Origin of the sequence: Ectopseudomonas oleovorans, from assembly GCF_029845265.1 — a bacterium.
Lineage (GTDB): Bacteria > Pseudomonadota > Gammaproteobacteria > Pseudomonadales > Pseudomonadaceae > Aquipseudomonas > Aquipseudomonas oleovorans.
The window spans coordinates 30,130-53,464 of sequence record NZ_JAOCLK010000008.1 but is presented as its reverse complement, the minus strand read 5'-3'; the positions used below and the strand labels follow the sequence as shown (position 1 = coordinate 53,464).

Annotated in this window: 20 protein-coding genes and 1 pseudogene; 7 read left to right on the top strand and 14 right to left on the bottom strand. The window is 63.9% G+C overall.

Annotated elements, in window-relative coordinates; genetic code table 11:
• Window positions 1–46: 46 nt before the first annotated feature.
• Window positions 47–2,218: a YccS family putative transporter gene (yccS, locus tag N5J71_RS06100; RefSeq protein ID WP_279916522.1), complete on the bottom strand. Its 2,172-nt coding sequence runs from the start codon at window positions 2,216–2,218 to the stop codon at window positions 47–49.
• A gap of 261 nt (window positions 2,219–2,479) precedes the next feature.
• Between yccS and N5J71_RS06095 the strand changes: the two genes are divergently transcribed.
• The 6 genes and pseudogenes from N5J71_RS06095 to N5J71_RS06070 all read left to right on the top strand — a co-directional run bounded on the left by N5J71_RS06095 (window position 2,480) and on the right by N5J71_RS06070 (window position 6,965).
• Window positions 2,480–3,715 (top strand): NfeD family protein, encoded by a 1,236-nt coding sequence (locus tag N5J71_RS06095; RefSeq protein ID WP_257597345.1) that lies wholly within the window; start codon window positions 2,480–2,482, stop codon window positions 3,713–3,715.
• Window positions 3,716–3,800: 85 nt separating this feature from the next.
• Window positions 3,801–4,082, top strand: a complete 282-nt coding sequence (locus N5J71_RS06090) for a glutathione S-transferase N-terminal domain-containing protein (protein WP_003458880.1) — start codon at window positions 3,801–3,803, stop codon at window positions 4,080–4,082.
• The gene (locus N5J71_RS06085; protein ID WP_003458882.1) at window positions 3,997–4,389 is read left to right on the top strand and encodes a glutathione S-transferase family protein; all 393 of its coding nucleotides are present in this window, start codon (window positions 3,997–3,999) and stop codon (window positions 4,387–4,389) included. Before N5J71_RS06090 ends, N5J71_RS06085 begins: the two co-directional genes overlap by 86 nt.
• Window positions 4,386–5,069, top strand: a complete 684-nt coding sequence (locus N5J71_RS06080; RefSeq protein ID WP_003458883.1) for a glutathione S-transferase N-terminal domain-containing protein — start codon at window positions 4,386–4,388, stop codon at window positions 5,067–5,069. The genes N5J71_RS06085 and N5J71_RS06080 overlap by 4 nt, the downstream gene beginning before the upstream one ends.
• Before the next feature lie 92 nt (window positions 5,070–5,161).
• Window positions 5,162–6,285, top strand: a pseudogene (gene ald, locus N5J71_RS06075) (alanine dehydrogenase).
• 44 nt (window positions 6,286–6,329) lie between these two features.
• Window positions 6,330–6,965 carry a dioxygenase family protein gene (locus N5J71_RS06070; RefSeq protein ID WP_003458886.1) on the top strand — a complete coding sequence of 212 codons (636 nt, stop codon included), beginning with the start codon at window positions 6,330–6,332 and terminating at the stop codon, window positions 6,963–6,965.
• A gap of 8 nt (window positions 6,966–6,973) precedes the next feature.
• Here the strand turns inward: N5J71_RS06070 and N5J71_RS22495 are convergent, their stop codons facing one another.
• The 3 genes from N5J71_RS22495 to N5J71_RS06060 all read right to left on the bottom strand — a co-directional run bounded on the left by N5J71_RS22495 (window position 6,974) and on the right by N5J71_RS06060 (window position 8,675).
• Complete coding sequence (locus tag N5J71_RS22495; RefSeq protein ID WP_039964269.1) at window positions 6,974–7,153, bottom strand: anion permease; 180 nt, start codon at window positions 7,151–7,153, stop codon at window positions 6,974–6,976.
• A gap of 41 nt (window positions 7,154–7,194) precedes the next feature.
• The gene (locus N5J71_RS22490; protein WP_371254501.1) at window positions 7,195–7,353 is read right to left on the bottom strand and encodes a hypothetical protein; all 159 of its coding nucleotides are present in this window, start codon (window positions 7,351–7,353) and stop codon (window positions 7,195–7,197) included.
• Window positions 7,354–7,490: 137 nt separating this feature from the next.
• Window positions 7,491–8,675, bottom strand: a complete 1,185-nt coding sequence (locus tag N5J71_RS06060; protein ID WP_003458894.1) for a BaiN/RdsA family NAD(P)/FAD-dependent oxidoreductase — start codon at window positions 8,673–8,675, stop codon at window positions 7,491–7,493.
• Window positions 8,676–8,879: 204 nt separating this feature from the next.
• Here N5J71_RS06060 and N5J71_RS06055 point away from each other — a divergent pair, with 204 nt between their 5' ends.
• Entirely contained in the window at window positions 8,880–9,611 is a 732-nt protein-coding gene (locus N5J71_RS06055) for a substrate-binding periplasmic protein (RefSeq protein WP_279916521.1), read from the top strand.
• Here N5J71_RS06055 and N5J71_RS06050 read toward each other — a convergent pair whose 3' ends face one another.
• The 10 genes from N5J71_RS06050 to N5J71_RS06005 form a co-directional block, all read right to left on the bottom strand.
• Window positions 9,612–10,847, bottom strand: a complete 1,236-nt coding sequence (locus N5J71_RS06050) for a GGDEF domain-containing response regulator (protein ID WP_084341272.1) — start codon at window positions 10,845–10,847, stop codon at window positions 9,612–9,614.
• A 99-nt stretch (window positions 10,848–10,946) separates the two neighbouring features.
• Complete coding sequence (dbpA, locus tag N5J71_RS06045; protein ID WP_279916520.1) at window positions 10,947–12,323, bottom strand: ATP-dependent RNA helicase DbpA; 1,377 nt, start codon at window positions 12,321–12,323, stop codon at window positions 10,947–10,949.
• Between the two features lie 48 nt (window positions 12,324–12,371).
• Entirely contained in the window at window positions 12,372–13,796 is a 1,425-nt protein-coding gene (gene mdtD, locus N5J71_RS06040) for a multidrug transporter subunit MdtD (protein ID WP_279916519.1), read from the bottom strand.
• A gap of 186 nt (window positions 13,797–13,982) precedes the next feature.
• Window positions 13,983–15,680, bottom strand: coding sequence for a choline dehydrogenase (betA, locus tag N5J71_RS06035; RefSeq protein ID WP_084341269.1), 1,698 nt, complete (start codon window positions 15,678–15,680; stop codon window positions 13,983–13,985).
• 160 nt (window positions 15,681–15,840) lie between these two features.
• A complete protein-coding gene (gene betB, locus N5J71_RS06030) occupies window positions 15,841–17,313 on the bottom strand; it encodes a betaine-aldehyde dehydrogenase (RefSeq protein WP_279916518.1) in 1,473 nt (490 codons plus the stop codon).
• Window positions 17,314–17,504: 191 nt separating this feature from the next.
• On the bottom strand, window positions 17,505–18,095 hold the full coding sequence (betI, locus tag N5J71_RS06025; protein WP_003458901.1) for a transcriptional regulator BetI: 591 nt from the start codon (window positions 18,093–18,095) through the stop codon (window positions 17,505–17,507).
• 319 nt (window positions 18,096–18,414) lie between these two features.
• The gene (locus tag N5J71_RS06020) at window positions 18,415–19,266 is read right to left on the bottom strand and encodes a glycine betaine ABC transporter substrate-binding protein (RefSeq protein WP_084341266.1); all 852 of its coding nucleotides are present in this window, start codon (window positions 19,264–19,266) and stop codon (window positions 18,415–18,417) included.
• Between the two features lie 208 nt (window positions 19,267–19,474).
• The gene (locus tag N5J71_RS06015; protein WP_257597313.1) at window positions 19,475–20,419 is read right to left on the bottom strand and encodes a choline ABC transporter substrate-binding protein; all 945 of its coding nucleotides are present in this window, start codon (window positions 20,417–20,419) and stop codon (window positions 19,475–19,477) included.
• A 29-nt stretch (window positions 20,420–20,448) separates the two neighbouring features.
• Window positions 20,449–21,327: an ABC transporter permease gene (locus tag N5J71_RS06010; RefSeq protein ID WP_003458908.1), complete on the bottom strand. Its 879-nt coding sequence runs from the start codon at window positions 21,325–21,327 to the stop codon at window positions 20,449–20,451.
• Complete coding sequence (locus N5J71_RS06005; protein ID WP_279916517.1) at window positions 21,320–22,525, bottom strand: quaternary amine ABC transporter ATP-binding protein; 1,206 nt, start codon at window positions 22,523–22,525, stop codon at window positions 21,320–21,322. Before N5J71_RS06005 ends, N5J71_RS06010 begins: the two co-directional genes overlap by 8 nt.
• Between the last annotated feature and the right edge of the window lie 810 nt (window positions 22,526–23,335).

Sequence of the window (23,335 nt, the reverse complement as noted above, 5' to 3'; positions counted from 1 at the left end):
GGGAGCTAGGCGTCGTCAGATAGTGGCAGAAAGCCCCATGAGCCTGCTAGTGGCGATCCTTCTGCAGATGCGCGGCCAAGGTGCGCAGTGGCGCCAACTGGCGGCAGATCAGCGCCAGTTGCGTCTGCACCAGACGTTGGCGTTCGTCGACGTCGTCGGCAATCTGCTCCAGGCTTTGCGCCAGTGCCTGTTCTTCATCGCTGTGGATGGCCAGCGGCTGCTCGCCGCGCAGGCCGGTGGCGATTTCATCGAGGCTGCTCGCCAGCGCTTCGGCCTGTTCCAGCAATTGTGCCTGGGCCGCCTGCGGCAACTGCTCGCCACGATGGGCGCCGAGCCCGGAGAGATAGCTGAGCAGGGTGTGCGACAGCACCAGAAAGCGAAAGCCGAGGTCGGCGTCCTTACGGAAGTGGCCAGGCTCCATCAGCATGTTGCCGAGGGTGGTGGACAGTGCCGCGTCGGCGTTGTGCGCGTTGCGTCGGGCCAGGCGGTAGCCGAGGTCGTCACGCTTGCCGTGTGCGTACTGGGCGATGATCTGCCGCAGGTAGGCGCTGTTGCAGCTCAGTGTGTTCGCTAGCATGCGCCCCAGGCGTCGACCCTGCCAGTCCGGCAGGATCAGGAACACCGCCAGCCCGGCCAGCATGCCGCCGAGCAGGGTGTCGACCAGGCGCGGCAGGAACAGGCCGTAGCCATCGCCGATCTGGTTGAAGCAGAACAGCACCAGCAGGGTGATAGCCGCCGTGGCCAGGGTGTAGCGCGTGCTGCGTGTGGCGAAGAAGGCGACGCCAGCGACCACGGCGAACAGGGCCTGGATGCGTGGGTCGGGAAACAGTTCGATCAATGCCCAGCCCAACCCCAAGCCGATCAGGGTACCGACGATGCGCTGCACCAGTTTGAGACGCGTGGCGCCGTAGTTCGGCTGACAGACGAACAGGGTGGTCAGCAGAATCCAGTAGCCCTGGGTCGGATGAATCAGGTGTAGCAGGCCGTAACCGGCGGCCAGAGCTATGGACAGGCGCAGCGCGTGGCGAAACAGCAGCGAGGTGGGGGTCAGTTGCTGGCCGATGCGCTCGATCACCTCGCGCAACGAATGCGGCTCGCGGTCCAGCAGGCTGCTGTCCTGCTCATCGGCCAGAGCGTCGGGGTTGCTGGCGTTGCCGAGCAGCAGGTCGAGGCTGGCGAGGTTGCCGGCCAATGCACCGAGCGAGCGCAGTAGTCGGCGCCAGGCCGGGTTGCTCTGCAGGTGCAGGTGATCGAGCGAGGCATGCAGATCTTCCAGGGCCTGGCTGCACAGCTCGCGGTATTCGAAGGGCTGGCGCAACTCGATGGCGCTGCCCAGGCGCTGGCAAGCCTCGCCGTGCAGGCGCAGCAGGCGCTGGCAGCGAAACAGCACATCGCTGTGGAAAAAGGCTTCGGCCAGCTCGTTGTAGGGGTAGTGCGACGAGCTGGCGCGCTCGTGAATGTCCTGGGCAAGGAAGTACAGCTTCAGGTAGCGATTGACCTTCGGCGCCGGTCGACCGCCACCGACCCGGTGCAGAATGATCTCCTTGGCCGCGTTGAGTGCGGAGACCACGCGTCCATTCTGCTGGGCCAGCTCCAGGCGACGTTGTTCCACATCCAGCTGGCGCACGGGTTCGAACAGTGCCGCCTTGAGCTTGAGATACTTGCCCAGTTCGCGAAACAGCCGGGCCAGGGCGAGCTGTACCGGCTGATGGGCGAACAGCGCGTGCCAGATCACCGAGAGCAGGCCGTACCAGGCGGCGCCGGCTACCAGCAGCAGCGGTTCCAGCCACAGGCCGGCGACGCCGCCGCGCTGCTCGACGCCGATCATGCTGTACACCGCGAGAATCAGAGTGCCGGAACCCAGGGTGGCGAAGCGCTCACCGAGTGCGCCGAGCATGGTCAGACAAAAGGCGGAAAAGGCCAGGGCGATGACGAACAACCAGGGATAGGGAAAGAGAAATTCCACCGCATAGGCTGCTGCGCTGAAGCAGGCCAGGGTGACCAGCACCGCGCCGAGGCGGCCTTGCCAGCTGTCGTCGGTCTCGGTCAGGGCGCTGGCGATGATGCCGAGAAACAGCGGGATCAGCCCATGCATCCAGCCCTGCCACCAGCACAGCGCCAGGGCTCCGGCCAGGGCGATGAATACCCGCAGACTGGCGCTGAACTTGTCCAGCGCCCAGAGGTGGCGCAGTGATTGACGGAGGCGAAGGCGGGGCATAGGGAGTCTGGTCGGAAAAGATCTGAGCAGCCTACCGGAACTGGCCAGCCACTGGGTATCTGTCTGCCGGCAATCTGTTTGGCCTGGCGCCTTTCGCAATTTCGTCGTCCGTCTCGCGGATAAATCTGCTCCTGCAGCGAGCAGTACATCCCCTGTAGCACATCCGCCAGCCCTGTCGGGGACCCGCTGGAGCATGGACTATGCTCAATAAAGGCCCTCCGCCACCTGTCCGGTATCACCGGGGCCTGGGAGTCGAACGTGTTGCCTGGCTGGTTGCGTCTATGTCTGTGTGCTCTGATCCTCTGCGGTTCGGTGGGGGCGAGTGCGGTGCCGGGCGCGGTGGTGCGCTTGCAGGTGGATGGGGTGATCGGCCCGGCCAGTGCCGACTACCTGGTGCGCGGTCTGGCCAAGGCGGTGGACGAGGGCGCGCAACTGGTACTGATCGAGATCGACACGCCCGGCGGCCTGGATAGCTCCATGCGCGCGATCATCAAGGCGATCCTTGCCAGCCCGATCCCGGTGGCCAGTTACGTCGCCCCAGGCGGTGCGCGGGCGGCCAGCGCCGGCACCTACATCCTCTACGCCAGCCATGTCGCTGCCATGGCGCCGTGGACCAACCTCGCCGCCGCCACGCCGGTGGCCATCGGCATGCCGGGCTCGCCGAGCAAACCAGAGGGGGCTGACAAGGGCGAGACGGACAAGCCTGCGCAAGGCGAAAGGGGCTCGGCCGATGTCATGACCGCCAAGCAGGTCAATGACGCAGCCGCCTACATTCGCGGTCTGGCGAATATGCGCGGGCGCAATGCCGAGTGGGCTGAACAGGCAGTGCGCGAGGCGGTCAGCCTATCCGCCGAAGAGGCGCTGGCGCAGAAGGTGATCGACTATCTGGCGACGGACCTGAGCGACCTGCTGCGCCAGCTGGACGGCAAGACCCTGCAAGCTGCAGGCGTCGAAGTCACCCTGGCCACCGCCGGTGCGCCGCTGATCAGCCATGCGCCGGACTGGCGCACTCGCCTGCTGGCGGTGATCACCAACCCCAGCGTGGCGCTGATCCTGATGATGATCGGTGTCTACGGCCTGTTCTTCGAGTTTTCCAACCCGGGCAGCGGCATCGGCGGCGTGCTCGGTGGCATCAGTCTGATCCTCGCCCTCTACGCCCTGCAGTTGCTGCCGGTGAACTACGCCGGGGTGGCGCTGATCCTGCTCGGCATCGACGTGCCGGGCTTCGGCATCCCGCTGGCGCTGATCGTTACCCTGGCGCTGACTAGCGCCGGGCTGATCCTGGCCATCCTCGGCATGGCGTTGAAGGCCAGGCGGCGCCAGCAGGTGGCCGGCGACAGCGGCCTGGTCGGCAGCCTGGTGGCGGTCGCCGCGGTGCAGGCCGAGGATCCTTGTCAGAACCGGCGCTGGTGCCGGTTCTGCAGCGAGCCACGGCGGGTATCTGCCAGGTCTTCGAACAGGCGCTCGAACGCGCCGTGGTCAGCGTTACAGTGGTGATGACCAACCTGGACTGCGCCTGAGCAATCCGGCGCTGGTTTTTGTTCGCTTGATTCTGGACTGATCGGTTTTTAATGGAGGTGATATGCGGGAGTTGTTCGAGCTGTGTGGCGCCGATCCTGAGCGGGTGTTTTCGCCCTACTGCTGGCGCGTACGTCTGGCGCTGGCGCACAAGGGGCTGGACTGGCAGAGCCGGCCGACACGTTTCACTGACAAGGATTTGATCGCTCTTTCCGGACAGAAGCTGGTACCGGTGCTGATCGACGAAGGTGAAACGGTGCATGACAGCCTGGCGATCTTCGCCCACCTCGATCAGCGTTATCCACAACGTCCCTTGCTCGGCCGACCGCGAGTATTTCCGCAGTAGCCGGGAGAAGGCGCTGGGCATGAGCCTGGAGGCATTCGCCGATCCACAGGACGGTGAGCGGTTGTTCCGTGAAGGCGTGGCACCGCTGGAAATGTGGCTGCGTGATCAGCCCTTCCTCGAGGGCCAGGCCCCTGGCGGCTGCGACTACCTGCTGGCTGGCATGTTGTTCTGGGCCTGGTGCCTGGGCGCGCAACCCTGGGCCGAGGATTCTGCGCTGGGCGTCTGGTTCACGCGTATCCTGCAGACGTATGAAACGACTCACGGCCTGGTCAAGCGGGCCGCGATCCACCTGGAGGAAAACCCATGATCGACCTGTACTACTGGACCACACCGAACGGCCACAAGGTCAGCATCTTTCTCGAGGAAGCCGGGCTGGACTACCGCATCGTCCCCGTGCATATCGGCAAGGGCGAGCAGTTCGCACCCGAGTTTCTCAAGATCGCACCGAACAACCGCATTCCGGCCATCGTCGATCATGCCCCGGCCGATGGCGGTGAGCCCATCGCCCTGTTCGAGTCCGGGGCGATTCTCGAGTACCTGGCCGACAAGAGCGGGCAATTCCTGCCGCGCGAGACACGCGCGCGTTTCACCGTGTTGCAGTGGCTGTACTGGCAGGTGGGCGGCGTTGGCCCGATGGCAGGGCAGAACCATCACTTCGTGCGCTACGCGCCGGAGCCGATTCCGTATGCCATCGACCGCTACGTGAAGGAAACCGCGCGCCTCTACGGCGTGCTGGACCGCCAGCTGGCCGGGCGCGACTACGTGGCGGGCGATTATTCCATCGCCGACATGGCCATCTATCCCTGGGCCAAGCTGTGGAAGATGCAGCAACAGAAACTGGAGGACTTCCCCAACATGGCTGCCTGGCTCGAACGCATTGATGCACGCCCCGCGGTGCAGCGTGCCTACGCGCTGGTAGAACAGGTGAACGCCGATCCGCAGGCCTTGCTCACCGCAGAGGCGCGGCGCCTGCTGTTCGGGCAGTGACGGACGGACGAAATTTATCGTGGAATTTCCTGTGAGCTGGCTCATGCTTTCCTAGACTTCAGACTGTTGGCTCGCAATGGTTGGAGATGGTTATGCGAATCGGCATACCCAAGGAAATCAAGAACCACGAGTACCGAGTCGGCCCACGCCACAGTCGGTGGCCGAGCTGACGGCGCTCGGTCATGAGGTGTGGGTCGAAACCCATGCCGGTGCGGCCATCGGTTTTGCCGACGAGGATTACCTGGAGGCCGGCGCGCAGATCGCCAAGAGTTCGTCCGAGGTGTTCCAGCAGGGGCAGTTGATCGCCAAGGTCAAGGAGCCCCTGGCGGTGGAGCGCGCCAGGTTGCGAGCCCACCACACGCTGTTTACCTGCCTGCACCTGGCGCCGGATCGGGCGCAGACCGAAGAGCTGATGGTCAGCGGCGCCACCTGTATCGCCTACGAGACGGTGACCGATGCGCAGGGCCGCCTGCCTTTGTTGGCGCCGATGTCGGAAGTGGCCGGACGCATGTCGATCCAGGCCGGTGCCGGCTGTCTGGAAAAGGCCCGCGGCGGGCGTGGCGTATTGCTGGGTGGCGTACCAGGCGTGGCGCCGGGCAAGGTGGTGATTCTCGGCGGCGGTGTGGTCGGCAGTCATGCCCTGGCCATGGCGGTCGGCCTCGGTGCCGATGTCACGGTGTTGGACAAGAGCGTCGATGTGTTGCGCCGGCTCGATGCCCTGTACGGCAATCGCATCACCACGCTCTACTCCACTCGCGCGGCGGTGCGCGAGCAGGTGTTGGCGGCCGATCTGGTGATTGGCGGGGTGCTGATTCCCGGTGCGGCCGCGCCCAAGCTGATCACTGCGGACATGGTGCGGCAGATGAAGGCCGGCGCAGTGTTGGTGGATGTCGCCATCGACCAGGGCGGATGCGCCGAGACTTCCCGCGCCACTACCCATGCCGAGCCCACTTATGTGGTCGATGATGTGGTGCACTATTGCGTGGCCAACATGCCCGGCGCGGTGGCGCGTACCTCGACCCTGGCGCTGAACAACGCGACCCTGCCGTTCGTCGTGGCGCTCGCCCAGAAGGGCACACACCGCGCCTTGCAGGATGATGCGCATCTGCTGAACGGGCTCAACGTGGCCAGGGGTGTGATCACCTGCGGCAGCGTGGCCGAGGCCCACGGCTTGCCCTTTCAATCGGCCGCCGGAGTGCTGGAACATCTGTCATAGCGTATCGCGGGGCCGCCTGGACCACGCTACGGAGGAAAAAGACCATGTCCAGCCGTCGTCATCTCCTCTTCGCCGCTGGCGGCGCGTTGCTGGTCAGCCCGGCACTGGCGCTGGCCGAGCGGTTGCTGACGCCGCGCCAGACGCTGGGCCCCTTCTACCCCGACCAACTGCTGCTGGACCGTGACAACGACCTGGTGCGGGTCGACGGTCAGGCCGCAGAGGCGCGCGGGATTCGCGTGCAACTGCACGGTTCGATCCTCGATGCGGGCGGCCGGCCACTGGCTGGGGCGCTGGTGGAAATCTGGCAAGTGGATGCCAACGGTATCTATTTGCACAGTCGCGGCGGTGACCGCCAGAGGCTCGACCCCGGGTTCCAGGGGTATGGCCGTTTCACCACGGCGGCCGATGGGCGCTACCGTTTTCGCACCATTCGCCCGGTGCCCTATCCCGGCCGTACCCCGCATATCCATCTGGCGGTGACCCTGCCCGGCATACCGCGTTTCGCCACGCAGTGTTATGTCCACGGCGAGCTGCTCAATCAGCGCGATGGCCTGCTCAACGCCATCCGCGACCCACGCTTGCGCGAACTGCTGGTCGTGCCCTTCGTACCGGTGAGCGGGCAGAGCGACGAGCAGATCGCCCGCTTCGATGTGGTGCTCGGCATCACCCCGAGCTTCTGAATGGCGGATTACAACGGCCAGATCCACAGCAGCATGGGCACACTGATCAGCGCTACGAGGATTTCCAGTGGCAGGCCCAGGCGCCAGTAGTCGCCAAAGCGGAAACCGCCAGGGCTGAGGATCAGGGTGTTGTTCTGGTGGCCAATGGGCGTGAGGAACGAGCAGGAGGCGCCGATGGCCACGGCCATCAACAGCGAGTCCGGGCTGACGCCGAGCTGGCTGGCGGCGCTTAGCGCGATGGGGCATACACCGCCGCCGTCGCCGCGTTGTTCATGACGTCCGCCAGGGTCATGGTCACCACCAGCAACAGGGTGATGATGGCGTTGCCCTGTGCCAGATTCTCCATCGGCAGGCGTGCCAGCAGATCGGCTGCGCCCGTGGCGGACATCGTACCGGCCACCGGCATCAATAGTCACGCAGCGGCGTCGTGCCTGTGATTGCAGCTTTGCATCTGCTGTCAAGGCAGAGTCTGCGCCGCGTCGACAGTTCCCGCTGCACCGTTAAATGGGGCGCAATATTTAAGCCTCAGACGTATTGCGCGGCGGCGTAGCCCGACGCCCAGGCCCACTGGAAGTTAAAGCCGCCCAGGTGGCCGGTGACGTCGAGCACTTCGCCGATGAAATACAACCCCGGTACCTTGAGCGACTCCAGGGTCTTGGATGACACCTCGTCGGTATTCACCCCGCCCAGGGTCACTTCCGCCGTGCGGTAGCCTTCGGTGCCAGCCGGCACCAATTGCCAGTCGGACAGGCGCTCGGCAATCGTCTTGAGCTCGCCGGGCGTGTACTGCTTGAGCGGCTTGTTGCTGAACCAGCTGTCGACCAGCAGGGTCGCCATCTTCTTGGTGAACAGCTCGGCCAGCAGGGTTTTCAGCTCACTGTTGCCACGTTCGCGCTGCTGGGTGGCCAGCCATTCGGGCAGGTCGATATGTGGCAGCAGGTCGATATGTACGGTATCGCCCGGCTGCCAGTAGGACGAGATCTGCAGGATCGCCGGGCCGGACAGGCCGCGGTGGGTGAAGAGGATGTTCTCGACGAAACTCTGGCCATTGCAGCTCACCCGGCAGTCCTCCACCGAGGTTCCGGAAAGCTCCGTGCACAGCGTCTTGAGCTGCGGCTCGGTGATGGTGAAAGGCACCAGCCCGGCGCGGGTCGGCAGCAATTCGTGACCGAATTGCCTGGCTACCTGATAGCCGAAGCCGGTGGCGCCGAGGGTCGGGATCGACAGCCCGCCAGTGGCGATCACCAGCGACTGGCAGGCCACTTCGCCGAGGTCGCTTTGCAGCAGGAAGCCGCCTGCGGTTTTTTCGATGCTGTGTACTGCCGTGTCCAGGCGAATCTGTGCCCCGGCCTCGGCACATTCGGCCAGCAGCAATTCGAGGATGTCGCTGGACTTGTTATCGCAGAACAGCTGGCCAAGCTTCTTCTCGTGGTAGGGCACGCCGTGCTTGGCCACCAGGCCGATGAAGTCCCACTGGGTGAAGCGCGCCAGGGCGGACTTGCAGAAGTGCGGGTTGCCGGAAAGGAAGTTGCTCGGCTCGCAGTACAGGTTGGTGAAGTTGCAGCGCCCACCACCGGACATGAGGATCTTCTTGCCGGCCTTGTTGGCATGGTCGAGCACCAGCACGCGGCGGCCACGGGCTGCGGCGGTGGCTGCGCACATCAGGCCGGCGGCGCCTGCGCCGATGATCAGTACGTCGGTTTGCAACACGAAATGTCCTCAGGTGAATCGCTGACGCAGCGAGCGCTGCGCGAAAACCGCTGAAGTTTACCCGAACGCTCTGGGCCGACGCTTCTGTCGCCGTGCGGCAGGCAAGCGTATAACGCCCGCCTGACTGTCTCAGATATGAGACAGTGACGAGCGGCGTTGTGCCTGCTATCACTAGAATTGATCATTTCGGATGGACCGCCACCAATGCCCGCAGTGCGTGCCTGGCTATTGCTCTTGCTGCTGTCGCCGGCACTGGCCTCGGCCGAGCTGTTGCGCCTGGTGGCCGACCCCTGGCCGCCGTTCAATGATCAACGGTTGCCCGGCAAAGGTCTGGCCAGTGATCTGGTGGAGCAGGCGCTCGCCCGTGCCGGCTACACCACCAGCTACGTGGAGGCGCCCTGGGAGCGCGCGGTGCTGGGGCTCAAGCGTGGCGATTACGATGTACTGATCAACGCCTGGTACAGCGCCGATCGCAGCGAGTATGGCTATTTCTCCCAGCCCTATCTGGTCAACCGTATCCGCTTCATGCGGCGCAAAGGGAGCGACATTCAGTTCGAGACCCTGGCCGATCTCTACCCGCACAACATCGCGGTGGTTAGGGGCTATGCCTATTCCAGGGAATTCGATAGCGATCCGCAGTTGCTCAAGGTTGGTGTCGGCAGTTTCGAAATCGCCGCGCGGATGCTGCATGCCGGGCGCGTGCAGCTGGCGCTGGAAGATGAGCTGGTCGCGCGCCACCTGCTCGCTAACAAGCTGAGTGCCATCCGCGATGAACTGGAGTTCCTGCCGCTGCCCTTGAGCGAGAACGGCCTGCATATCCTGGTGCGGCGAAGTCTGGCCCAGCATCGCGACATTGCCAGGCGTTTCGATGCGGCGATTCAGGCCATGAGCGACGACGGCAGCTATGCCGCGACGCTGCAGCGCCACAGCCCCTGATCAGGCCAGTACGGTGCGGGCACGACCCTGTTGCTTGGCCCGGTACAGGCGAATGTCGGCTTCATGCAGCAGGCTTTCCAGGTCCTCGGGTTCACCCTGATAGAGGCCCGCGCTGAACGATAGCGCGGGCGCGCCGACGGCGTAATGCAGGCCGGCGCACTGTCGGCGCAGTTTATCCAGTGCCTGAGCCACATGATCCGCGCCATGCAGGGTCAGCAGGGCAAATTCCTCACCGCCCAGGCGGCCCAGCAGCATGTCGGGGCAGGCATTGCTTATGGCCCGGGCGAACACCACCAGAGCGCTGTCGCCGCTGGCGTGACCGAAGCCATCGTTGATCTGCTTGAAGTGGTCGAGATCGAGCATCGCCACGCTGACCTGGCGATTTTCCCGTTGCGCCTTCTGCAGTATCTGCATGCCTTGTTCGTAGAAGGCGCGGCGGTTGTTCAGGCCGGTCAGGGCATCGAACTGCGCGGCCTTCTTCAGTGCGCGCAACAGGTCGCGTCGCTCCAGGGTCGACATTACCCGGCAGTTTAGCTCTTCAGGGCAGAAGGGTTTGCGCAGGAAGTCGTCGGCGCCGTGCTTGATGAACTGCGCACTGAGCGAGCCCTTGGGGTCGGCGGACACGCCGATGATGATCAGGTCATGGAGGCGCAGTTTCTGGCGCAGCAGCTTGACCAGCTCGAAACCGCTGACGCCGGGCATGGCATGGTCGAGCACCAGCAGGTCGATATCTGGATGCTCATTGAGCAGGCGCAGGGTCTCCTTGCTGTCGCTGGCCTCGATGATCTGATAGTGGTGTGGCTCGAGGATGTGGCGAATGTAGTGACGCTGCGCCGCAGAGTCGTCGGCGATGAGAATCTTGATATGGCTGTTGTGGTCGAGCCGGTGCAGCAGGCGGAAGGCGTACTCGTAGGAATGCTGGCTTTCCTTGAGTACGTAGTCGACCACGCCTTTCATCAGCAAATCGTCACGGCGCTGTTCGTTGTAGCTGCCACTGAGCACGATGCACGGCAGGTGGTAGCGCATCACCAGATCGACGCTTTCGCCGTCCGGTGCGTCCGGCAGGTGCAGGTCGACGATGGCCGCGAAGAACAGCGCCGCAGAGGTCTCCAGCATGACTTCCGCTTCTGCCAGTGAGGCACAGAAGATCGGTTCCAGATCGGTTTCCTGGCGGAACAGATGCTCGAGGATCTTCAGTACCAGTGGGCTGTCTTCAATGACCAGAATATTGCGCATGGGTAACTCCGGCCCAGGCCTTTTGATGCTTTATATCAGCCTAAGAGCCTGTTCGCGATCTTGCGAGCCAGAGCGAGCACGGTCGATCTGAGTCGGCTCTCACAATAACCGCACACGCAGCGTTCTGCCCTTGATTTTGCCTTCGCTCAGGCGTTTCAGGGCCTGGCGCGCCACATCGCGTTGCACGGCAACCAGGGCCTGGTAATCGAACAGGGCGATCTTGCCGACCTGATCGCCCGGGATGCCGGCATCGCCGGTCAGGGCGCCGAGGATGTCGCCGGGGCGTAGCTTGTCCTTGCGTCCGGCGCCGATGCACAGGGTGTGCATCGGCGGCAGCAGCGGCTCACCCGTCGCCTTGGCTGCAGGCAGCGGGTACCAGGCCAGTTCCTTGCCTTGCAGGGTTTCGATGGCCTGGGCACGACCGGCTTCGGCCGGGGCCACCAGGCTCAGTGCCAGGCCTTTCTCGCCAGCGCGACCACTACGGCCGATACGGTGGATATGCACCTCGGCATCACGCGACAGCTCAACGTTGATTACCATTTCCAGCCCGGCGATATCCAGGCCGCGCGCGGCCACGTCGGTGGCCACCAGCACGCTGAGGCTGCGATTGGCGAACAGGGCGAGAATTTGATCGCGATCACGCTGTTCCAGATCGCCATGCAGCGCGGCGGCGGAAATCTTCTCGGCTTCCAGTTGCGCGGCCAGTTCGTCGCACTGTTGGCGCGTGGCGCAGAAGGCCACCGTCGGTTGCTTGCGGAAATGCCGCAGCAGGGTGCTGACCGCCTCCATACGTTGGCTCGGCGCTATTTCGTAGAAGCGCTGCTCGATCTGCCCGTCGTCGTGCTGCGCCTCCACTTCGACCCGCTCCGGGCTACGCAAGAAACGTGCGGCAAGCTGCTCGATGGCGGGCGGATAGGTGGCGGAGAACAGCAGAGTCTGACGGCGTGCCGGGGTCTGCTCGATGATTTCGGCGATGCTGTCGATAAAACCCATGTCGAGCATGCGGTCGGCTTCGTCGAGTACCAGGGTATTGAGCCCATCGACTTTCAGCGTACCTTTGCGCAGGTGCTCCTGCACCCGTCCCGGCGTGCCGACGATCACGTGCGCACCATGCTCGAGCGAGCCGATCTGCGGGCCGAAGGGCACGCCGCCGCACAGGGTAAGCACCTTGATGTTGTCGGCAGCACGGGCCAGGCGGCGGAGTTCCTTGGCCACCTGATCGGCCAGTTCGCGCGTCGGGCACAGCACCATGGCCTGGCAGCCGAAGTAGCGCGGGTTGAGCGGGTGCAGCAGGCCGATGCCGAAGGCAGCGGTCTTGCCGCTGCCGGTCTTGGCCTGGGCGATCAGATCGCGGCCCTTGAGCATCAGCGGCAGGCTGGCGGCTTGGATCGGCGTCATCTCGGCATAGCCGATGGCGGCGAGATTGGCCTGCATGGCGGCGGAAAGGGGCAGGCTGGCGAAAGCAGTAGCGGTCACGGCAAGACTCGGGGGTGAAGAAACAGGCCGGCAGTGTAGCAGGCCCGCTCATTCGTCCGCTGAAACCTCGATATTGCGCCCGCTACGGCCATCTTTCGTGTCCAGTTGCAGGAAGATCGCCGCTGCCAGCATCGACAGCAGGCCAACGCACAGATAGGTCGCCTGGAACGCCTCCAGCACATGGCCGTTGTCGCCCAGCTCGCGGCTGAAACCGCTGAGCAGGGCCGCCGCCGATGCAACGCCAAGGCCCATCGCCAGTTGCACCACCACCGACAGCAGGCTGTTACCGCTGCTGGCGTCGCGGTTGTCCAGGTCGATCAGGGTCACGGTATTCATTGCGGTGAACTGCAGTGAGTTGCAGGCGCCGATCAGGATCAGCTGGATGATCAATTGCAAGGTCGAGGTTTGTGCGTCGACCAGGGCCAGGCTGGCGATCAGGGCGCCGAGCAGCAGGGTGTTGCTGGTGAGGATGTTGCGGTAGCCGAGGCGCTCGATCAGCGGCCTGGCCAGGGGCTTGGCTGCCATCGCCGCCAGTGCCAGCGGAATCAGGCTCATGCCGGCCTGGGCCGGCGAATAGCCCATCGCCAGTTGCAGCAGCAGCGGCGTGAGGAAAGGTAGCGCGCCGCTGCCGAGGCGCGCGAACAGGTTGCCGATGATGCCCACGGCGAAACTGCGGGTGTGGAACAGCTTGGGTGCGAACAATGGCTGCTCGATGCGCCCGGCGCGCAGCCAGTAGGCGGCCAGGCAGGCCATGCCGCCGAGCAACAGCAGCACCACGCGCATGGTTGGCAGGTGCAGTTCGCCGAGCCCCTCCAGGGCTACGGTGATCAGCAGCATGGCGGCGCCGAACAGCAGAAAGCCGACGCTATCGAAGCGGCTGCGCTCAGGGCCGCGCAGATCCGGCATATGGCGCCATACAGCCCAGCAGCCGAGTAGTCCCACCGGCAGGTTGATCAGGAAAATCCAGTGCCAGCTGGCCACCTCCACCAGCCAGCCGCCCAGGCTCGGGCCGATCAGCGGGCCGAGCAAGCCGGGCAGGGTGATGAAGCTCATGATCCGCACCAGTTCCGAACGCGGATAGGCGCGCAGCACCACCAGGCGCCCGACCGGCATCATCAGTGCGCCGCCCAGGCCCTGGATGACCCGTGCGCCGATCAGCATGCTGAGCGACTCCGACAGTGCGCAGAGCAGTGAACCGAGGCTGAACAGGGCGATGGCGCCGAAGAAGATACGTCGCGTACCGAAACGGTCGGCGACCCAGCCCGACGCCGGGATCAGCAGGGCCACGGTGAGCATGTAGGCGATTACCACCGACTGCATGCGCAGTGGATCTTCGTTCAGATCGCCCGCCATGGCTGGCAGCGCCGTATTGAGGATGGTGCCGTCCAGCGTCTGCATGAAGAAGGCGATGGCCACTATCCATGGCAGCAGGCGGGCGGTGCGTGGGTCGAGTTGGTTGAGCGTGGGTTGCATGAGGCGTCCGGCAGTCAGTGGCGGCTGTCACCGCTCCGCCATTATTGCGCAAGTGCTCCCGTTCGACGGCACTGGCGCGAATAAATTCGCTCCGGCCTGCAAGCGGTATTCAGCCGGCTCGGTATGGCTCGGGGCTCCGACGATAGGCGCGGATTGATCCGCGACGGGGCGCGCAGCCCTTCGAACTCAGGCTACCGAGACTTCTCGCTGCGGTTGCCCGCGTACCGGGCGCTCGCCGGCGACGAAGTAGGGCGCGGTGCTGCGCGGCAATGGCTGGCGCCCGCGAATCCGATCCGCGATCTTCTCGGCGATCATGATGGTGGTGGCGTTGAGGTTGCCGGTGATGATCTCCGGCATGATCGACGCATCCACTACGCGCAAGCCCTGCAGGCCGTGCACGCGGCCCTGACCATCGACCACCGCCATGTCGTCCTCACCCATCTTGCACGAGCAGGAGGGGTGGAAAGCCGTTTCCGCATGCTCGCGAATGAAGGCATCCAGCTCGGCGTCGCTCTGTACATGCGCGCCAGGGCTGATTTCACGCCCACGGTAAGGGTCGAGTGCCGGCTGCGCCATGATCTCGCGGGTGATGCGGATGGCGTCGCGAAATTCCTGCCAGTCCTGCTCATGGCTCATGTAGTTGAACAGGATACTCGGGTGCTGGCGCGGGTCCTTGGACTTGAGCTGGATGCGCCCGCGGCTGGGCGAGCGCATCGAGCCGACGTGGGCCTGGAAACCATGCTCGTTCACGGCGTTGCTGCCGTTGTAGTTGATCGCCACCGGGAGGAAATGGAACTGGATGTTGGGCCAGGCGAACTCCGGGCGCGTGCGGATGAAACCGCCGGCCTCGAACTGGTTGCTGGCGCCGATGCCGTTGCCGGCGAACAGCCATTGCGCGCCGATGCCCGGCTGATTGAGCAGCTTGAGCGCCGGGTACAGCGACACCGGCTGGGTGCAGGCGTACTGCAGGTACATCTCCAGGTGATCCTGCAGGTTCTGGCCGACGCCAGGCAGTTCATGCACCAGCGCGATGTCCAGCTCGCGCAGTAGCGCGGCAGGGCCGACGCCGGAGCGCTGGAGGATCTGCGGTGAGGCGATGGCGCCGGCGCACAGCAGTACCTCGCGACGGGCGCGGGCTTCAGTGGCGTTGTTAGAGTTGCCGATCAGGTAGCTCACGCCGCTGGCGCGCTTGCCGTCGAACAGGATGCGGTCGGTGGTGGCGTGGGTGACGATGGTCAGGTTCGGCCGCTCGCGGGCTTGGTCCAGATAGCCGCGCGCGGTGCTGGCGCGGCGGCCTTGCGGGGTCACGGTGCGGTCCATCGGGCCGAAGCCTTCCTGCTGATAGCCGTTGAGGTCATCGGTACGCGGGTAACCTGCCTGTACGCCGGCGTCGACCATGGCGTGGAATAGCGGGTTGTTGCCGGCCTTGGGCGTGGTCACGCTGACCGGGCCGTCACCGCCGTGGTAATCGTTGGGGCCGATGTCGCGGCTTTCCGCCTTGCGGAAGTACGGCAGGCAGTCGAGATAGGTCCAGTCTTCCAGACCGGGCCGCTTGGCCCAGTGGTCGAAGTCCAGGGCGTTGCCGCGGATGTAGCACATGCCGTTGATCAGCGATGAGCCGCCCAGGCCCTTGCCGCGTCCGCATTCCATGCGGCGGTTGTTCATATGCGGCTCTGGGTCGGTCTCGTAGGCCCAGTTGTAGCGCCGGCCCTGCAGCGGGAAGGCCAGGGCGGCGGGCATTTGGGTACGAAAGTCGAAGCGGTAGTCGGGGCCGCCGGCTTCCAGCAGCAGTACGCTGACGTCTGCGTCTTCGGTCAGCCGGGTGGCCAGGACGTTACCGGCCGAACCGGCGCCGATGATGATGTAGTCGAATTCCTGGGTCATGGCTACTCCTGTTGCCCGGCTGCGATCCGGGAAAACGCGGTGACTGGTCCCGGATTGCATCCGGCTACGGGGCGGCGACTTTTTTGTAGGAGCGGATTTATCCGCGATGCTTTTCGCGGCTGAAGCGGTGCGCCGCCCGGCCGCTCCGACAACACTGGATTCAGAACACCGAGACGTAATCGCCCATTTCCAGCTGCACCGACTTGATGCGGGTGTAGTGGCCGAGGGTGACCAGGCCGTTCTCGCGGCCGACACCGGACTGCTTGTAGCCGCCCACCGGCATCTCGGCTGGCGACTCGCCCCAGGTGTTGATCCAGCAGATACCGGCTTCCAGCTTGTGGATCACCCGGTGCGCGCGGTTCAGATCACGGGTCACCACGCCGGCAGCCAGGCCGTAGTCGGTGTCGTTGGCGCGGCGGATCACTTCCTCTTCGCTGTCGTAGATGAGGATGCTCATCACCGGGCCGAAGATTTCCTCGCGCACGATGGTCATGTCGTCCCGGCAGTCGGTGAATACGGTCGGCGCGACGTAGGCGCCCTTGGCATAGTCGCCATCACTGACGCGCGCGCCGCCGATCAGCAGGCGTGCACCCTCGCTGCGGCCCTTCTCGATGTAGCCGAGCACGCTTTCCATGTGCGCGTAGCTCACCAGCGGGCCGAAATTGGTGGCATCGCTGAGCGGATCGCCGAGGCGGATGCGCTTGACGCGCTCCAGCACCTTGCTCTCGAAACGCGCCTGCAGCATGCGTGGCACGAACACGCGGGTGCCGTTGGTGCACACCTGGCCGGAGCTGTAGAAGTTGGCCATCACCGCGATGTCGGCGGCGCGGTCCAGGTCGGCGTCCTCGAAGACGATCAGCGGCGACTTGCCGCCCAGTTCCATGGTCACTTCCTTGAGGCTGGAGCTGGAGGCGCTGGCCATGACCTTCTTACCGGTGATGGTGCCGCCGGTGAAGGACACCTTCTCGATACCCGGATGCTCGGTCAGCCACTGGCCGACTTCGCGACCGCTGCCGGTGAGCACGTTGAATACGCCTGCTGGCAGGCCGGCCTCGGTGTAGATCTCGGCCAGTTTCAGTGCGGTGAGCGAGGTCACTTCGCTGGGTTTGAAGATCATCGCGTTGCCGGCGGCCAGGGCCGGGGCGGATTTCCACAGGGCGATCTGGATCGGGTAATTCCAGGCGCCGATGCCGGCAACCACGCCCAGGGGTTCGCGACGGGTATAGACGAAGGAGGTCTCGCGCAGCGGGATTTGCTCGCCCTCGATGGCCGGGATCAGGCCGGCGTAGTACTCCAGCACGTCAGCGCCGGTGACGATATCGACGTAGCGGGTTTCCGACAGTGGCTTGCCGGTGTCGAGGGTTTCCAGCACGGCCAGTTCATCGTTGCGCGCACGCAGGATGTCGACGGCCTTGCGCAGGATGCGCGAGCGCTGCATGGCGGTCATCGCCGCCCACACCTTTTGCCCCTCGGCGGCGCTGGCCACCGCGCGGTCCACGTCTGCCTGGCTGGCGCATTGCACCTTGGCCAGCACCTCGCCGGTGGCCGGGTTGATGCTGTCGAAGGTTTCTCCACTGCTGGCGGCGACGTACTGGCCACTGATGTAGAGCTGCTGTTCGGCGAAACGTGGCATGGGCTGTCCTCTGTCTTCGATCTGCTTAGAGAACAGCCTATTTTATTTAAATTGAACGATCAATCAACAAAAACGACAGGGCGCTGCCAATCACGACATGGCCAGGCGGTTATTGCGTAGAGCCGTTAACGGGTAGGGTGGGCTTTAGCCCACCAAGGTCATGCGCGTGAGGCCTTGCCGTCGGCAACCCTCTAACGAGCCTTGGCCAATTGCAGGTCGAGGTAGTCGTAGGCGATGCGGCGTGCCTGTGCGGTGTCGAAGGCCTTGCCGGACAGCGCCCCGCGTAGCCACAGGCCGTCGATCAGCGAGGCCAGCCCGCGGGCGGCCTGGCGTGCCTGGTCTTGCGGCAGCGCGCGGTGGAACTGGCCGCACAGGTTGGAATAGAGGCGGTGGTCATTGACCCGTTGCAGCCGGCGCAGGGCTGGCTGGTGCATGCTGCTGGCCCAGAACGCCAGCCAGGTTTTCATCGCCGGGCCGCTGACCTGGCTGTCGTCGAAGTTGCCGTCGATCATTGCGCGCAGGTGGGCGCGCGGGCTGTCATCGCTCAGCGCCTGGCGTCGTTCGGCCACGGCATCGCGCAGTGCCTGCATCAGGTGGCGCATGGTGGCTTCGAGCAGGCCGTTCTTGTCCTTGAAGTAGTGACTGATGATGCCGTTGGAAACCCCGGCCAGACGGGCGATGTAGGCGATGCTGGCATCGGCCATGCCGACCTGGTCGACGGCTTCCAGGGTGGCGGCGATCAGTTGCGAACGACGAATGGGCTGCATGCCGACCTTGGGCATGGGGCTCTCCATGAGGGACAGGAGGGCGCAGTCTAGGCGGATTTTGATTGATCGATCAATTACAGGGCGAGGCAAGCAGAAACGACAAAGCGGGCCGAAGCCTAATAGCAGTCAGTTAAGGCTGTACGCGTTTGGCTCCCCGCTCCCGTTTACGGGGGGAGGGGCTGGGGGAGAGGGCCGAAATACCGCGAAACGGCCATTTACCCCTCTCCCTAACCCTCTCCCCAGAGGGGCGAGGGGACGACTGATCGTAGCCAGTCGGGCGCTTAACTGACCGGCATTAGGCCGCAGCCCGCTTTGTGCTGTTACGCGGCGAAGCTTATTTCAACCACTCGGCGACGCGCTCCGGGTTGGCGGCGATCCAGTCCTTGGCAGCCTGGTCCGGCTTGGCGCCTTCGCGAATGGCCAGCATCACCGAGCCGACTTCTTCGCCGCTCCAGGAAATCTTGCTGAGGAAGGCGGCAGCGTCGGCGGCTTTTTCTTTCAGTGCCGGGTTGGCCACGGTGTCGACACGCTCGTCGTCGCCGAAGACTTTCTTCGGATCTTCGAGGAAGCGCAGTTTCCACTTGGCGAACATCCAGTGCGGAATCCAGCCGGTGACTACGATCGGCTTCTGCGCCTTCTCGGCGCGGGTCAGGGCGGTGGCCATGGCCGGGCCCGAGCTCGGCATCAGCTTGATGCTGGTCAGGTTGTATTCCTTGATGGCGTCTTCGGTGCGGCGCATCACGCCGGCACCGGCGTCGATGCCGGTGATCTTGCCGTCGAAGTCCTTGGCGTATTTCTCCAGATCCTCGATGGTCTTGGCTTCGACGTAGTCCGGCACGATCAGGCCGATCTTGGCGCCGGAGTAGTTGGTACCGAGGATTTCCACCTTGTCCTTGAGCTTCTCGAAGTACTCGCCATGAGTGGCCGGCAGCCAGGCGGAGAGGGTGGCATCGAGGTCGCCACGGGCCACGCCCTGCCACATGATGGCGGGTTCGACCGGCTTCAGTTCGACCGTGTAGCCGAGTTTGCTTTGCAGGATCTCACCGGCGACGTGGGTGACGGCGACGCTGTCGTCCCAGCCGTTGACGTAGCCGATCTTCAAGGTGGGCTTGTTGGCGGCCAGGGCGCTGCCCATGCCGATGGCCAGGGCGGCAGCGCCGAGGCAGAGATGCTGGATTATGCGCATGTTTGTTGTGCTCCATCAGTGAGTGGCAGTTGCAAGATCGTTGACTGGCTCGTTCTCATTGCGGGCCTTGCGAATCCGTGTTGCGCAGCAGATTGCCGGTTCGCGGGCAAAGCCTCCCCATCACGGCCAGAAAGCAGCCGCTAGTGGTTTACGAGGAGGTTTCCGGGCTCGAACCCTGAGGTTCGAGCCCGAATCGGGTCGCGGCCTGTTACAGCCCGACGTGTTTCTTCACGGCGGCAACGCCGTCCTGACCGTCAAAGGTGGTCACGCCGCTCAGCCACTGGTCGAGGATCGCCGGGTTGGCCTTGATCCACTCCTTGGCGACGTTCTGCGGGTTTTCCTTTTCCAGGACCTTTTCCATCAGTTGGCTTTCGATATCGACGGTGAACTGCAGGTTGTTCAGCAGCTTGCCGACGTTCTCGCAGCGCGCCTCGTAATCCGGCGGCACAACGGTGTAAACCTTGGCCGCGCCGTAGTCGGGACCGAATACGTCATCACCGCCGGAGAGGTAGGTGATGTCGTGCTGGGTATTCATCGGGTGCGGCGCCCAGCCGAGGAAGACCACGGGTTCTTTCTTCCTGATCGCGCGCGATACCTGCACCAGCATGCCGGCTTCGCTGGACTCGACCATGCGGAAGTCGCCGAGGTCGAACTGGTTGTTCTTGATCATGCCGTCGATCAGCAGATTGCCGTCGTTACCCGGCTCGATGCCATAGATCTTGCCGCCCAGCTGATCCTTGAACTTGGCGATGTCCTGGAAGCTCTTCAGGCCGGCTTCGGCCGCGTAGGTCGGCACGGCCAGGGTGTACTTGGCACCCTCGAGGTTGGCCTTGGGCAGTACCTTGACGCCATCGTCCTTGAGGAATGGCTCGATCACCGAGTCCATCGACGGTGCCCAATAGCCGAGGAACACATCGACCTGGCCGCTCTTCACGCCGGTGAAGGCGATGGGGACCGAGGCCATGATCTTGCGCGGCTGATAGCCCAGACCTTCGACCAGGGTCATGGCCACACCCGTGGTGGCGGCGATGTCGGCCCAGCCAATCTCGGCGAAACGCACCTGCTTGCAGCTCGCCGGCTCCGCGGCCATGGCGCCTTGCGTCAGTGCGCAGGACAGCAGGCCGATGGCGGCAGTGGTTTTGATCATTTTCATCTGCGGTTCTCTGTGAAGTGAAAAAATGTTCACTGGCGCTGCAGCTTGCCGCTGAACCAGGCAAAGATGCCGCCGCGGGCGGTCTGCTTGGTGCCGAAGCTTTCAGTGATGCGGTCGAGAATGATCGCCAGCAGCACCACGGCCATGCCGCTTTCGAAGCCTAGCCCGATGTCCAGACGCTGGATACTCGCCAGTACATCGTTACCCAGGCCACCAGCGCCGACCATTGAGGCGATGATCACCATCGACAGGGCCATCATGATGGTCTGGTTGACCCCGGCCATGATCGACGGCATGGCGTTGGGCAGTTGTACCTTGAACAGCAGCTGGCGGCTGGTGCAGCCGAAGGACTGGCCGGCCTCGACGATTTCCTTGTTCACCTGGCGAATGCCCAGGCTGGTCAAGCGCACCGCCGGCGGCATGGCGAAGATCACCGTGGCGATGATCCCGGGCACCCGGCCGAGGCCGAAGAGCATGGCCGCCGGAATCAGGTAGACGAACGCCGGCATGGTCTGCATGAAGTCGAGGATCGGCCGGATGATGGTCGCCACGCGCTCGCTCTTGGCGGCCCAGATGCCCAGCGGGATACCCAGCAGCAGGCTGATCAACGTCGAGGAGAAGGTCAGGCCGAGGGTGACCACGGTCTGTTCCCAGAACCCGGTCATGACGATCAGGATGAAAGCCACCGCGGTGAACACCGCGAAGCGTGCGCCGATGCGCCATAGGCCGAGGGCGACAAAGATGGCGATCAGCAGCCAGGCCGGTGGCAGCATGAGCAAGGCTTCGATGCCTTCGGAGAATCCGCTGACCAGTTTGCCGATGCTGTCGAATGCACCGCTGTAGTTGTCCAGCAGGTGCTGGACGACGTCGTTGACCCAGCTACCCAGGTCGAGTTTCTTGTCACTCATGGGATTCCCCCTGTAGTCGGGTCAGCAGACGGCCCTTGCTGATGGCGCCGCAGTAATGGCCGTCGGCGTCCACCACAGGGATCGGACCTTCGTTGTCCACCAGGCGGGTGATCACATCTTCCAGCGGCATGTCTTCGGGTACCGGCACGACCTGCTTGAGCGCATCCGCTTCGAGTGGTCGGGGTTCGTCGCCGTCGACCATCAGGGCGATCTTCTCCAGGCTGATGGAACCCTGGAAGTTGTTCTGTTCGTCGACGATGAAGGCGTAGTGCTTGTCCAGCGCCTGCAGCTCCTTGCAGATCTTCGCCGCGTCCGGCGCGCTGCCGTTGTAGACGTAGGTCGGCACGCTGTCGGCCTTGAGCTGGCCGGCGGTGAGGTAACGGCTGGTGTCGACGGTGTCGAAGAAGTTGCGCACGTACTCGTTGGCTGGCTTTTCGATCAGTTCCTGCGGGGTGCCGACCTGGATCAGCTTGCCGCCTTCCATGATGCCGATGCGGGTACCGATGCGCATGGCCTCTTCGATATCGTGGGAGACGAAGATGATGGTGCGGCGATGGGTCTTCTGCAGCTCCAGCAATACGTCCTGCATTTCGCGGCGCTTGAGCGGGTCGAGGGCGGAGAAGGCCTCGTCCATGATGATCATCGACGGGTTGACCGTCAGCGCACGGGCCAGGCCGACGCGTTGCTGCATGCCGCCGGAGAGTTCGTGCGGGTACTTGTGGGCGAAGGTGTCCAGGCCGACCTGCTTGAGCACTTCCATGGCGCGCTTCTCGCGCTCCTTGCGGCCGGTGCCGGCCACTTCCAGGCCGAATGCGGCGTTATCCAGCACGCTGCGCGAAGGCATCAGGGCGAAGGACTGGAAGACCATGCTCATGTCGCGCCGGCGCAGGTCGATCAGTTGCGATTGCGGCAGCTTGGCCACGTTCTGGCCATCGATGTAGACGTCACCGGCGCTGGGTTCGACCAGGCGGTTGATCAGGCGGATCAGGGTGGATTTGCCGGAGCCGGACAGGCCCATGAGGACGAAGATCTCGCCCTCTTCGACACTGAACGACACATCGCTGACGCCGATCACGGCGCCTTTCTCGGCCAGAATCCTCTCCTTGCTCCAGCCTTCCTTGAGCAGGTCGATGGCTTCTTGTGGGTTGGGGCCGAAAACCTTGTACAGGTGTTCGACCACGATCTTTCCAGACTGCATGGGACGTTTCCCCTTCAATCGGCATCCAGTTCGCGTTGGCACGGCTGGGTACGCATCGTAGAAGCGTAGATTAGCTGTGTCAGGCCTCTGATACCTGTGTGGGTGTTTGCTGAGTTTCGAGGTTGGCGAACGTTTCGCGGCGGGCGTCTAGTGTGGCACTCAGGCACGCTGCAGCGCACGCGGCTGGTGGCAAAAATTGCCCGCTGCGTCGTTGCAATCTGTTGATGAGTGACCACTGTCTTGCCCTGCTGCAAACCGCTTTCCAAACCCTCTGGCAGTGTTTCGAAGCCCATTCCCTTGGGGATTCATGCGTCGTCCTGGCGCATGCGTACATCCGAAATTTCTTGTTGGGCTGGCGCCCTATCGATGGGGCCCAGCGCTTGTATGTTCTTCGGTCCGGGGCGGTGAGCCCCAGTCTGCCGTTCCCCTCGGGAAGCGGCAGCGACGTTATCGGTTGACTCAACGATATAGTCTTGGGGTCTGCGCAATTATCGGTTTGCGACCCTGACGTATTGGGCGACGACATGGTCCGTCACACCCCGTGTTTTTCAATGTTCTCGCCGTTTTCCGGGCTCCTGAAAGCACTGTGTGATGCCGTTTCGAATAGCGCTCGATATGAGTATCGAGAAGCGCTTTCGATAGCGTGCTTTAAAAACCTTAACAGACTTTTTCGTCCCTTGGCCAAGGCTGAAAGCCGCGCCGGTGCTGGTTTTCAGCCTTTCAAGCGAGGCGCAGGCGGCGTAGCGCGGGGGCTGTGGCGATGTTGAAAAAAATTTACAGACAGAGGTGGAGGCGTGCCGAAAAGCGCTG